Genomic DNA, 12,707 nt, shown 5'->3' on the forward strand with positions numbered 1-12,707 from the left:
AAAGCTTCAGGCTTTTCTGTTTTATACTCACTAAGTTCTGGCACCGGCAGGATGAGAAGCCTGTCCCGAATAACACTTAAAGCTTTCGGGATGCTCATATTTTTGCGTTGCCTGGAACAAAAATAACTGCAACTTATACGGCACAGTACACTTAACTCAACACTAGTTTACACAACTCGTTTTCTCTATTTTTTATATCTTTATCAATATCTGATAAAGACAATGAACAGAGAGCAACATATCGAACTTGACCTGAAAAAGATTGAGGCTCTTGGGGAGATCAGAGAAGATGAAAATTATGAATTCAGGACGTTTTTAAAGCAAAAGAACCCCGAACGTATAGATGAGATAGTTCATCGATTAAATGAAGAGGTCTCATCCCGGATTGATTGTACCAAATGTGGGAACTGTTGTGCAACACTGCAGATATGCGTTACACATCATGACCTGGAGCGGATAGCCGGAAGAGCAGGTGCAAAGGTCGAACAGATAAAAGAAGACTATACAGAAACAGATGAATTTAATGATCTGGTTTTTAAACATGTTCCGTGTTCTTTTTTGAAAGAAAAAAAATGCAGTATTTATGAGGCCAGACCGGACAATTGCAGGTCATTCCCTCACTTACATAAACCTGGTTTTACTTCGAGATTATGGGGAGTAGTCGGTAACTATTCGGTTTGTCCTATTGTATTTAATGTGTTCGAACGGTTGAAAAAGGAATTGCATTGGAAGTACTAAACCAAATTTAAGTCCGGGGCCTTTATTTTGAAGAATATGATCGCGGATTTAACTTTATGTTAGTTTTTGAGGCCTCTTTAGCTCAGTTGGTAGAGCATCCCGAATTTACTTAATTTACTTCGGGAGGGTGCAGGGTTCAAGTCCTGTAAGAGGCTCCTTTTACCGGGAGTCATTATTCGGGGCGTAGCGCAGTCCGGTAGCGTACCACGTTCGGGACGTGGGGGTCGCAGGTTCGAATCCTGTCGCCACGACATCAGCAAGACAGGAATTAGAGGTTTGTTTCATGCTACTTTTTCAGTTTACAGTTCCCTGTCCACAGTTTGTAAAAAAAAACTAAAAACTGTGAGCTAAAAACTGCAAACTGTGAAACATCAAAACAAACATCAAACACATATTAGTAGGCAAAAGAAGCCGGAAGTCAGAAGACTGAAGCACGGATAGCCGCAAGCTTTGAGCTTTAAGCTGTAAGTAAAACATCAAACATCAAACATCAAACCCCAAACAGGCAACCAGAAAACTGTGAACCGTGAACTGTGAACTGAGAACTGCAAACTAAAAACTAAGCACTGTAAACACCTTATCCCAATCTTTCCAAACCGGTTCATAACCCTGTCTCCTAAGCATGGCGGTAATTTCTGCAGGAGATCGCTGGTCGTCAATTTCAAACTGCTCTAAAGAATCAGGCGCATTGGCGTAGCCCCCCGGATTTGTTTTTGAGCCAGCGCTCATGGACGTAATGCCCAGTTTGATAACATTGTCACGAAATTTATGTGATTCCCTCGTAGATAATGACAATTCTACCTCTTCATTGAAAATTCGGTAGGCGCATATCAATTGTACCAGTTCACGATCCGTCATTTCTACTTTTGGAGTTAGTCCACCGGTATGTGGCCGTAGTCGGGGAAAGGAAATGGAATATTTGGTTTGCCAGTACTTCTTTTCCAGGTATTGCAGGTGAAGGGCTGTGAAGAATGAGTCTGTTCGCCAGTCTTCCAGTCCAAAAAGTACTCCCAGCCCTATTTTGTGAATACCGGCTTTCCCCAGGCGATCCGGGGTTTCGATCCTGTAGTTGAAGTTAGACTTTTTGCCTTTAGGATGGTGTTTTTTATAATCTTCTTCGTGATATGTTTCCTGGTAAACCAGAACAGTATTCAGACCATGGTCAATCAGCGCTTCGTATTCATGTTGATCTAAAGGCTGTACCTCGAGTGCAACGTGAGAAAATTCGGGAGTGATTAGCTTTAATGCTTTTTTGAAATAGTCGACACCCACTGTTTTATTGGCTTCACCCGTTACCAGCAGAATGTGGTCATATCCCATGCCTTTAATGTGGCCAATCTCTGAGAGGATCTCTTTTTCTGACAGGGTCCTTCTTGGGATCTTATTATCCAAACTGAAACCACAATAGGTACAGATATTCTGGCATTCATTAGACAGATACATGGGGATATACATTTGTATTGTCTTTCCAAATCTTTTTTGCGTCAACTGATGACTTTGTTGCGCCATTTGTTCCAGATAGGGAGCCGCAGCAGGTGATATCAGCGCCATAAAATCCTGCAGGTTACGATGGCTTTTGTACAGGGCTCTTTCTACATCCTCAAAGGTTTTCCTGTGGATGTCATTTTTAACCTGGTCCCACCGATAAGTCTTAAAAACTTCTAAAAAGCTCATAACTCGTCAATGAATGAAGTGAGGGGGCTACTGGCGGTGGCATGGTCAAACGGTTTGGCGAGTTTGGCCTCGAAGGCCATTCTTCCTGCTTTCACAGCCATACGGAATGCTTCTGCCATAGCCACTGGATTTTCAGAAACGGCAATGGCAGTATTCACCAATACGGCATCAGCGCCAATTTCCATAGCTTTGGCAGCGTCTGATGGCGCTCCTATACCCGCATCTACTATCACCGGCACCTGGCTCTGTTCTATGATGATCTCTAAAAAATCTAAGGTTTTCAGTCCTTTGTTGCTTCCTATGGGCGATCCCAACGGCATAACGGCAGCCACCCCGGCCTCCTCAAGCCTTTTGCATAACACCGGGTCTGCATGAATATAGGGGAGTATTACAAATCCTTTTTTAGCCAACTCTTCGGCAGCTTTCAATGTTTCCACAGGATCCGGTAGCAGGTATTTCGGATCAGGATGAATTTCCAGCTTAAGCCAGTTGGTTTCCAGGGCTTCTCTTGCCAGTTCAGCAGCAAATATGGCTTCCTTTGCATTTCTGACACCGGAGGTATTAGGAAGAAGGTTAAACTGAGCGTCATTCAGGTAGCTAAGGATGTTATCTTCTGTACTCCCGGGATCTACTCTTTTCAAAGCCACGGTCACCAACTCGCTTCCACTTTTCAAAAGCGCTTCCTTCATGATCGCACCATTACTGAACTTGCCTGTTCCGGTAAACAGCCGCGAACTGAATATTTTATCACCTATCTTAAGCATAATGTTTCTCCACTTTTAGAATTTCATTAATCGTTTTGATCGTATTCGATATGTCATTTCTGATGATCAATGACGATGCGGCTATACCGTATACCCCTGCGCCCAACAGCGAGGGGATGTCAATGATCTCAATGCCTCCAATAGCAATTATTGGTACCCGAATACCTCTTTTAGTACATTCCTTTAGTATCTGCCTGTAGCCCTCCAGACCCAGCACAGGGCTTAATTTTTTTTTAGTGGTGGTGAACCTGAATGGTCCCAATCCTATATAATCAGCGCCATTACGTTCATGACCAATGATATCCTGAACTGTATTGGCAGTTCCCCCTATAATTTTATCCGGCCCCAGTATCTTTCTTGCCTGATCTACAGTCACATCATCCTTTCCGAGATGCACACCGGCCGCTCCTGTTTCTTTGGCGATAAGAGGGTAATCATTTATAATAAGTTTGGCACCGTACTCATCACATAGCTGCATGGCTTTAAATGCATGGTCTGTGACCACATCTGCAGACTGGTCCTTAACTCTTAGCTGTACCCATTTCACTCCGGCCTTTAAAGCTGCTTCCATTGCAGTTAAATGGGTGAACTTTTCATTTTGTTGGGTTATAAATTGTAGCTTTTCAATCATAGCATTACATTTTTATGCCACCCCAACAGTGATGGGTGTGACGATAGGAACAATTCGGTATAGTTCTTGGCCAGCCTGCAGGCTTTCTGCAAGCCATGGCCGGTAGCGAGAGCGGCTGTGATGGCTGAAGAAAGTACACAACCCGAGCCATGCTTTTGGTGTACCTTATGAAGACCGGCAGAAAATGATATCTTAATTCCTTTACTATACAGGTGATCCACGCCCACTTTACTTTCGTTGTGGCCTCCTTTCAGGTAGATATCGCACACATGTGAGAGTTGAAATGCCTTTTCCTCACTTCCGAATAGCGTGTTGAATTCAGGAAGATTCGGTGTGATGAGTGATACATCTTTCAATAAATTTTCCAAAGGCAGATTGTTTTTTAAAAACGTATATCCAGAAGACGACTTCAGCACCGGATCCCAAATGATCTGTGCCCGCGGGTTTTGACTGATCAGGTGTGTCTTTATTGCTGAAAAGACCTCGCAACTTTCTACGATCCCGATCTTAAAATGTGTTACAGAATATTTTTTAAGTAAAATATTGATCTGGTCCAGGATGGTATCAAGCGGGTGCCACATTACCTTATCCACACGCCGCTCGTCCTGGATGGTGTTAGCAGTAGCGCAGCCGAACCCGTAGACACCGCATTGTTCGAAGGTTTTTATATCTGCGAGCAGTCCGGCGCCACCACTTGGGTCAAAGCCGGCTATAGTCATAGCGATAGGATGTAATGTGTTCATATGCTCATTTTTTCCGATGACATTACCCGGATTAACTGACTGGCGCGCGATATTTCTTCTCCGGGTATATCCCAGATATATCCTAAGACAGCGACCCCAGCATAACCCTTAGCGATCGCTTCGAGGCAGTTACCCGCATGGATACCTCCTAATGCATAGATCTGCTTTTGCCTGAGGGCAGGGGGTACATGGCTCAGGTGCTCGTTGGCAACATATCCTTTTTTCGATATACTGTCATACACTGGGCTTACAAAGCAGTAGGAGCAAAGCTTCATTGCTGTTTGCGCTTCTTCCCACGAATGTACAGAGGCCGATAAGGACAGCTCAGAAGGTAGTGAAAGTCTTCCCGTAATCAATTCGCGGTAAGGAAGGTGCAGGCCTCCTGCACCTGTGGCTATTGCAGCATCCGGATCGCGATGGATCACCAATCGCTTTCTGTATTGCTCAGGGATCTCCGAAATGAGTGCGATCAACTGTTTGGTTGACCACTCAGGTTTTCTGATATGCATCTTATAAAGGCCCAACTCAAGAAGCTGTATACAGAGTTCAGCTTCGTTGAGTAAAGCATTATTTTGTGTGATGGCTATTACAGCGCTCATGATTATCACAAATAAATTTCAGAACCTGCCTGTTTAAATTCTTCGGATTTCTCTTTCATGCCTTCTTGTACGGCCTCTTCTTCATTATCCAAGCCTTTCTCCTCTGCATACTTTCTTACATCCTGGGTGATCTTCATACTGCAAAAGTGAGGCCCGCACATGGAGCAGAAATGGGCAATCTTAGCGCCCTCGGCAGGTAGGGTTTCATCATGAAATTCTCTGGCGGTATCAGGATCAAGTGAAAGGTTGAACTGATCCTCCCAACGAAATTCAAACCTGGCCTTACTAAGGGCATTGTCTCTGTACTGAGCGCCTGGGTGGCCCTTGGCAAGGTCTGCAGCGTGTGCAGCGATCTTGTAAGTGATCACTCCGTCTTTGACATCTTTTTTATTGGGAAGGCCCAGGTGTTCTTTTGGCGTTACATAACAAAGCATAGCTGTACCGAACCACCCAATCATGGCCGCACCTATAGCTGAGGTGATATGGTCGTAACCGGGGGCAATGTCAGTGGTAAGAGGCCCAAGCGTGTAGAATGGCGCCTCATGACATTCCTTTAGCTGCTTGTCCATATTTTCCTTGATCATATGCATGGGTACGTGACCTGGGCCTTCGATCATTACCTGTACATCGTGTTTCCAGGCAATTTTGGTTAGCTCTCCGAGTGTTTCCAGTTCTGCAAACTGGGCAGCGTCATTGGCATCAGCCAAAGACCCCGGGCGTAACCCATCGCCCAAAGAGAATGAAACATCGTAAGCTTTCATGATCTCACAAATCTCTTCGAAATGGGTGTACAGAAAGCTTTCCTGATGGTGTGCCAGGCACCATTTGGCCATAATAGAACCACCTCGTGACACGATCCCGGTCACTCTTTTTGCTGTTAGCGGGATATACTGCAATCGCACTCCCGCATGGATGGTGAAATAGTCCACGCCTTGTTCGGCCTGTTCTATCAGGGTGTCGCGGAATATCTCCCAGGTCAGGTCTTCGGCTTTTCCGTTTACCTTCTCCAGCGCCTGGTAGATGGGCACTGTGCCTATTGGCACCGGGGAGTTCCTTATCACCCATTCCCGGGTTTCATGAATGTTTTTTCCTGTTGAAAGGTCCATGACTGTATCGGCTCCCCAGCGGATCGCCCATACCATTTTCTCCACCTCTTCTTCGATAGACGAGGTGACGGCCGAGTTGCCGATGTTGGCATTTATTTTCACAAGGAAATTGCGGCCTATGACCATCGGTTCTATTTCGGGGTGGTTGATATTGGCAGGAATTATAGCCCTTCCTGCGGCCACTTCATCTCTGACAAACTCGGGCGTTATCCATTTTTTAGGGGTATTGGCTCCGAAACTATTGCCAGGATGCTGTTTCCAAAGTGTATCCTCACCTTTGTAAAGCTGCTCCAGTCTCTGATTTTCACGAATGGCGATGTATTCCATTTCAGGAGTGATGATGCCTTTCCGGGCATAATGCAGTTGCGTTACGTTTTTACCGGCTTTTGCTTTTAATGGTTTTTTCAGGTGTTTAAAACGCAGTTCATCCAGAGAGTGGTCGTTAAGTCTCAGATTACCATATTCTGAGCTGATAGATGGTAGCTCTTCCACATCTTCGCGATCAAGTATCCAAGAGTTTCTTAATGGTGGCAACCCTTCATTGACATCAATTGAAATGTCAGGATCTGTGTAAGGCCCACTGGTATCGTACAGCGTAATGCTGTCATTCTTTTCAGTTTTGTTGTTGAAACGATCCTGAGTATCGGTTAATTCCACTTCTCGCATGGCCACTTTAATGTCATGAAGCTGGCCCGGAATATATACTTTTTTTGACTTTGGGAATGGATCGCGGCTGATCACTTCTGCGCCCGGGGTTTTATCTTTTTTCATATCTTCTGATGTTTAATGTGAGTTTTAACCACCCTGCGTAGCTCGGATGATCATGATTTTATCATTAGGCCGGAGGACGTGATCTTTCCAGTCACCTTTGGGCACGACAGTGTTATTAACAGCTACGGCAATTCCTTTGGAATGCGCAAGGCCCTGGGCTTCCAAAACCTGCAATAAAGGTGAATTGTCAGAAACGGTAGATAATTGTTGATTGATCTGTACCTCCATAAGTTTATAGATTTACACTTTAGGAAGTACGCAAATAGAAGAGAGGATATAATGGTCCTTCAACTTTTCCCTTCGCCAGTATTACCTGGATCAGGTTTTTGAGGGTAAGATCTCAGCTTTTTACAGCACCCCTAAAGCATTTGATTCAAAATTATGGAATACGAACGACTTCGCAAAGATGGAGACGGAATATTCTATACTCATGCGCTTTGCTTTAATGCAGAGACATTGATATTACCACTATGAGGTCTCTTTACGGTATGCTGAAGGTGTTTGCCCGGTTTCCTTTTTAAAAGCCGAATTAAAACTGGTAAGACTATTAAAACCCACTTCATAAGCCACAGAAGCGATGGTGTGGTTCTTAAATTCTTCATTTCTCATCCGTTGCTGTGCTTCTTTGATCCTGTAATGATTAACGAAATCATTGAAATTTGATTTGAACCGCGTGTTGACAGCCATTGACAGCTTTTGAGGACTCACTTTCAATATGCCTCCGAGCTGGCGTAGTGTTAGATCTGAGTTCCTATATAGGTTATTTTTCAGGAGTAGCTTTTCTGCACGGTCAAATATTTGATCTATTTCTCCTTCCGGGAGTGGGGTGGTTTTATATTTAGCATTACCCGGCTGATTGATATAGTCTTTTTTAATGACTATAAAAGTAATTCCATAGACAACAACAGAGTACAGTACAGGCCCTAAAACATAAGGAACGTTTTCTTCCAATAAGTTTAGCACATATACCACCCATAGCGCCACCAGCGCCACTGTGAGAAGTGTTAGCCACTGTATCGTAGCGGGATGCTCCATTCGGCTTTTTGCTTTTCGGATCATCCTGTAGCCCCTGACAATATATAAGATATAATGGCCATAGTAGATGCCGAAGATTGCTATGAAAGCAACTATAGGTATTTTTTTGAGTATATCTTCGTTTATCCAAACACCAAAGATGATGGCTATAATGGCTGGGAAGAAATGAGGAATTATGGTTTTGGAGAATACAGATCTTTTTTCAATGACAGACAAGGTATAGAAATAGAACAGAGGTCCAATAAGTAACAAAGCAGCCAGGCCTATGAAAATAAGTTGAATGTATACCTGGTCTACAAACTCGAGTAGTACCGATTTGCCGATTCGGAATGATAATACCAGCAAAAGTATACTCAGGATCTTATTCGAGTAGGGTAATCCCTTGGGATAGAACCATAAATACACACCCAGCAAAAGACCATGAAGTACACCCAATCCACTGAGCAGTACAAGGACAACCTGATATAAAGACATGAACGCAAATTAATTAATTTTTGCGGCAATCCGCCCACTGAATGAGTGCATTCCGATTAGACAAGGGTTTTAGAGGCATTATTTAATAACAACGAGCCTCCAGTCGCGGGGTTGATTAAGCCAGTTTACCCCGACCAGTTGATCTTCTTCATAGCGTATCAGTTCCACTGTGGCCCGGGTATCACCAACAGGCAGATTGCTAATGGTAATACCTGGTAGAAACTCAGGAAGTACAGGACGGAGAAATACGACCTCTTTTTTTTCTGGTAAGATACGGATTTGAAGTATAGCCTGTAAAAGCATAAAAACTGCGGCCACCGACCAAGCTTGCGGTGAACATGCCACTGGGTAAGCTGTAGGACCCTCTCCATTTCTTTTGGGAAATCCACAGAACAGCTCCGGCAGCCGTTGTAAGTCGATAAATAGCGAAGCATCAAATAATCCCTGCAATATTTTTGCAGATTCGTTTTGCATACCATACAGCGCCAGGCCATAGCTGATGAGCGCGACATCATGCGGCCAAACCGATCCGTTGTGGTAAGACATAGGATTGTATCTTTTGGCTGTAGTTGACAGTGTGCGGATACCCCATTCGCTGAACATATCCTCGGCCATCATGGCTTTGGCTACTTTTTCCGCTTTGTCGTGGTCAGCAATACCCGTAAAAAGGACGTGGCCGGCATTAGATGATACAACCCGGCAAGGTTGCTTGTTGCCGTCCAGCGCCAGTACATAGCATTGCAACTCGTTGTCCCAGAATGTTTTATTGAACTTTTCTTTGAGATAACCGGCCTGCTTTTCCCATTCTTCGGCTTCGTCATTTCTTCCCAGGATGCGGGCCAGTTTCGCAGCGTGCATTTTTGCAGCATATACATACCCTTGTACTTCACAGAGAGCAATAGGAGGGTCCGCCAGTTGTCCATCTTCATGTGATACCGAGTCGAGGCTATCTTTCCAACCCTGATTGGCCAGTCCGTTGGCTGCTTTGTGTTTGTATTCTACGAAGCCATCGTTATCCAGGTCTCCATAGTTATCGATCCAGCCAATAGCAGCTTCCAAATTAGGCCATATTTCTTTTATAAAATCGAGATCTGCAGTGCGGTCGTAGTATTCCCCGGCCAACATTACAAACAGAGGGGTAGCGTCTATGGTGCCGTAATACTTTTTAAAAGGCACTTCGTTGAGGGCCACCATTTCACCACCACGCGTTTCATGGAGTATTTTGCCAGGCTCCGCATCGGAAGCCTCGTTGAGTTCCGATGCCTGATTTTTTGCGAGAAACCTTAACACGTCTTTCGACAACTCAGGCGCCAGCCAAAGTGTTTCAAATGCGGTAAGAATACCGTCTCTACCAAAAGCAGTATTGTACCAAGGCACACCGGCATAAGGATATTTGCCGTACACCGTGGTTGACATCAACGATACCAGGTCCGTTAACGAACGATTGATCCAGTGGGTGAATTGTTCATTTGAGGTGTGGATACTGGCAAAATAAGCCTTAGCCTGTTCCAGCTCCAAACCATCTTTTCTCTCATGGTCATCCAAGGTGTCTGAATTCTCACCTATCTTGAATACAATGTGGTAATCGAGTTCAGAAGTTTCGTTTGGTTGAAGGAACAACTCAAAATACATAGTACCGGTGTCCTCACTTTTGTCAAAGAAAGGTTGAGAAAACTGTATCTGTGCGGTCCGTTTTACCTGGTCGAGGCCTTCATAGCCAAGGGTAAGGTTTCTCTGATCTGAAAATTCATTATTTAATACATTGCCGCGTCTGGCTCTTTTTAATCCCCTTACCTCAAATATATCTTTAAAGTCACCTTCAAAACGCAGGGAGAGAATGATAGTAAGTGCCGAGTCATTGAAATTGGTGAATTGGGTTTTTTCATGGAACATATTGGTGCGCATGAAATGCATTCTCCGGATATGTATCGAACCGTGGTGAACAATCTGCCCGTTATCCAATTTCATTTCCGGGTTTGTAAGATCCACAGATAGCATCTCATTTTCCTCCTTGATGGTTGAGCTCAGCAGGGTAGGGCGATAGTTGTTGATCTTCAACTGTATCCGGCTGATGTAGCGTGTATCCTGATGATATAAGCCATGGATCTGCTTTCCAATAGGCAGGATATCGCCCCAACTGTCAAAAATTCCAAAGGTATCGCAATGATTAAGTACCTGCACCCTGTCATCAGCATAAGTGGAGTCTGCTGAAATGTAATATTTGTCATCTTCAACTTTGACAAAGTCTTTTTCATTTACTGCCATAGGTTCGGTTGTTTTTGATGCTACACGTTATTTTTTGCAATAAACTTGCCTTCGGGCTATTCCTTAAATAAAGAATTAAACCGGAAGTTTTGTTTAGGTGTTCGTCTATAAAATCAACCTCTCGTACCGTTTATATGTAAGTAACCCTCGCTCGCTATAGTCCGTTTTGCGCCAATGGACAATTGGCCATTTACTGGTAACTCTATGCTTTTTCCTTTTTTATTAATGATGTTGTCATATATATAGAGGTAGTTATCAGCCATTACTTGTACGCTGAACCGCTTTTCAAAAGTATTTCGGATTAGGTCCCGGTCGAGGGCATCTATGTTTTTCAGCGCACTGGCGGCTGATGCTGTATCATGCACTATTAATCCGGTTTTTCCTTCTTCCACCAGTTCGGGAACAGAACCGTTCGGAAATGCAATAGTAGGTGTGCCACAAGCCATTGCTTCTGCGAGTACCATTCCGAAAGGCTCAGGCCAGTTAATAGGAAACAATAAGGCTTTAGCTTTTTGAAGAAGCTGTTCCTTTTCGTTTTCACCGATCTCTCCCAGATATTCTACATGAGGTAGCTTAAACAGCGGCTTTATTTTTTGGCTGTAGTATTCGTAATCGGCTTTGTCTATTTTGGCTGCAATTTTTATGGGTATACCTGCTCGTTGAGCGATTTCGATGGCCTTATCTGGCGCTTTTTCAGGTGATATCCGCCCGAGAAACACTACATAGTCTCCATCACCATCACCTTTGGTATATAGGTTTAGCGGTAAGCCATGATACACAGTGCCAGCCCATTCGGCATGAGGCAGTGGCTTTCTTTGTGCATCAGAAATGGATATTACCGGCTGATTTTTAAATTTATTGTAGATATACTGGAGGTCAGGGATATCCAGCCTTCCATGCAGGGTAGTTACATGGGGGATAGATGTATTGCTGGTAACAGGAAAATGAATATAATCGGTGTGAAAATGAAGAATATCGAATTCATGCATTCTTTCTATTACTTCCTGCATTTGCACTATGTGGTGCGCTACTGTGTCTAACACGCCTTCTTTAAGCCTCAACGACTGCTCTACCGTGCTGACCAGTTGCGCTTTAGTCTGTGAGTCTTTAGAGGCAAAAAGCGTTACTTCATGCCCCTGTCGCACCAGTTCTTCTGTGAGATAAGATACTACCCTTTCAGTGCCGCCATAAGCTTTCGGGGGTACGGATTCACACAGCGGGGATATTTGAGCTATTTTCATGCTTTCAAATGATTTTACAACATACACTTATTCTTTCTACTCCTTATTAAAACCACTTGACTACCGACAAATCCGAAATAGCAGTGACTGTATCAGGTTTTTACATCACCGTCTTTTTTTAGTGTTTTTTTGTTACCTACTACTTCTGTCGAATGGTTGGCCCCGGCATAATTAAGCCACCTGTCATAAGGACTTAAATAAACATCATCTACTTTATTAGTATCGTTGAGTATTTTCATTTTTTATGAGGTTATGGATTATTACACAAACAGTTAAGCTTTGAAAAATGACCTTTTGTTTTTTCAAAGGTCCGGATATGTATACTTCCAATTGGCGTGCCATTACAAGGCAATAGAACAGGCTTTTTGTTCATTCAAAACTTGTTGCGATCCATCCATTGCACTAAGGGAATTATTGAGTTGATTATCAGCTTATTTAACTTTGGCAAATGGCTGGAACCAATCTTCCTCACAGATGTAAAAAGCCTTTGAAATGACTATAGGCTAGCTGTTTAGCAGATCTTAATTGAGTAATATTTGCCCCGCAGCAGAGTAAAAATCCCCGACAATTTTTGAGCACCTCACCCTTGAACAGGCTGAAATATAAGCACAGCAGAACCGGAAGGTGTCTCAAAAGTCAAAAATTTAATTTAACAGTCATTCTGAC

12 protein-coding genes, 2 tRNA genes and 1 riboswitch are annotated in these 12,707 nt (G+C 43.7%); of the genes, 3 read left to right on the forward strand and 11 right to left on the reverse strand.

What is annotated here, in order from left to right; genetic code table 11:
• Positions 1-222: 222 nt before the first annotated feature.
• From C900_RS26715 to C900_RS26725, 3 genes are all read left to right on the forward strand, one after another.
• Positions 223-738: a YkgJ family cysteine cluster protein gene (locus C900_RS26715; protein ID WP_009583611.1), complete on the forward strand. Its 516-nt coding sequence runs from the start codon at positions 223-225 to the stop codon at positions 736-738.
• A gap of 71 nt (positions 739-809) precedes the next feature.
• Positions 810-893, forward strand: a tRNA-OTHER gene (locus tag C900_RS26720).
• Positions 894-914: 21 nt separating this feature from the next.
• Positions 915-990 (forward strand) — tRNA-Pro (locus C900_RS26725).
• A gap of 300 nt (positions 991-1,290) precedes the next feature.
• Here the strand turns inward: C900_RS26725 and thiH are convergent.
• The 11 genes from thiH to C900_RS30165 form a co-directional block, all read right to left on the reverse strand.
• Positions 1,291-2,412 (reverse strand): 2-iminoacetate synthase ThiH, encoded by a 1,122-nt coding sequence (thiH, locus tag C900_RS26730; protein ID WP_009583612.1) that lies wholly within the window; start codon positions 2,410-2,412, stop codon positions 1,291-1,293.
• Positions 2,409-3,176, reverse strand: coding sequence for a thiazole synthase (locus C900_RS26735; protein WP_009583613.1), 768 nt, complete (start codon positions 3,174-3,176; stop codon positions 2,409-2,411). The genes thiH and C900_RS26735 overlap by 4 nt, the downstream gene beginning before the upstream one ends.
• Positions 3,169-3,807 (reverse strand): thiamine phosphate synthase, encoded by a 639-nt coding sequence (locus C900_RS26740; protein ID WP_009583614.1) that lies wholly within the window; start codon positions 3,805-3,807, stop codon positions 3,169-3,171. Before C900_RS26740 ends, C900_RS26735 begins: the two co-directional genes overlap by 8 nt.
• Positions 3,804-4,550, reverse strand: coding sequence for a hydroxymethylpyrimidine/phosphomethylpyrimidine kinase (locus C900_RS26745; RefSeq protein WP_009583615.1), 747 nt, complete (start codon positions 4,548-4,550; stop codon positions 3,804-3,806). Before C900_RS26745 ends, C900_RS26740 begins: the two co-directional genes overlap by 4 nt.
• Entirely contained in the window at positions 4,547-5,149 is a 603-nt protein-coding gene (locus C900_RS26750) for a thiamine phosphate synthase (protein ID WP_009583616.1), read from the reverse strand. The genes C900_RS26745 and C900_RS26750 overlap by 4 nt, the downstream gene beginning before the upstream one ends.
• A gap of 5 nt (positions 5,150-5,154) precedes the next feature.
• Positions 5,155-7,026: a phosphomethylpyrimidine synthase ThiC gene (thiC, locus tag C900_RS26755; protein ID WP_009583617.1), complete on the reverse strand. Its 1,872-nt coding sequence runs from the start codon at positions 7,024-7,026 to the stop codon at positions 5,155-5,157.
• A 24-nt stretch (positions 7,027-7,050) separates the two neighbouring features.
• Positions 7,051-7,254, reverse strand: coding sequence for a sulfur carrier protein ThiS (gene thiS / locus C900_RS26760; RefSeq protein WP_009583618.1), 204 nt, complete (start codon positions 7,252-7,254; stop codon positions 7,051-7,053).
• 50 nt (positions 7,255-7,304) lie between these two features.
• Positions 7,305-7,397: riboswitch (TPP riboswitch) on the reverse strand.
• Positions 7,398-7,494: 97 nt separating this feature from the next.
• A complete protein-coding gene (locus C900_RS26765; protein WP_040497647.1) occupies positions 7,495-8,535 on the reverse strand; it encodes a helix-turn-helix domain-containing protein in 1,041 nt (346 codons plus the stop codon).
• A 78-nt stretch (positions 8,536-8,613) separates the two neighbouring features.
• Positions 8,614-10,800 carry an amylo-alpha-1,6-glucosidase gene (locus C900_RS26770; protein WP_009583621.1) on the reverse strand — a complete coding sequence of 729 codons (2,187 nt, stop codon included), beginning with the start codon at positions 10,798-10,800 and terminating at the stop codon, positions 8,614-8,616.
• 113 nt (positions 10,801-10,913) lie between these two features.
• Positions 10,914-12,041 carry a glycosyltransferase family 4 protein gene (locus tag C900_RS26775; protein ID WP_040497648.1) on the reverse strand — a complete coding sequence of 376 codons (1,128 nt, stop codon included), beginning with the start codon at positions 12,039-12,041 and terminating at the stop codon, positions 10,914-10,916.
• A 92-nt stretch (positions 12,042-12,133) separates the two neighbouring features.
• Complete coding sequence (locus C900_RS30165) at positions 12,134-12,280, reverse strand: hypothetical protein (protein ID WP_009583623.1); 147 nt, start codon at positions 12,278-12,280, stop codon at positions 12,134-12,136.
• Between the last annotated feature and the right edge of the window lie 427 nt (positions 12,281-12,707).

Origin of the sequence: Fulvivirga imtechensis AK7 (assembly GCF_000331535.1) — a bacterium.
GTDB classification, from domain to species: Bacteria; Bacteroidota; Bacteroidia; order Cytophagales; family Cyclobacteriaceae; genus Fulvivirga; species Fulvivirga imtechensis.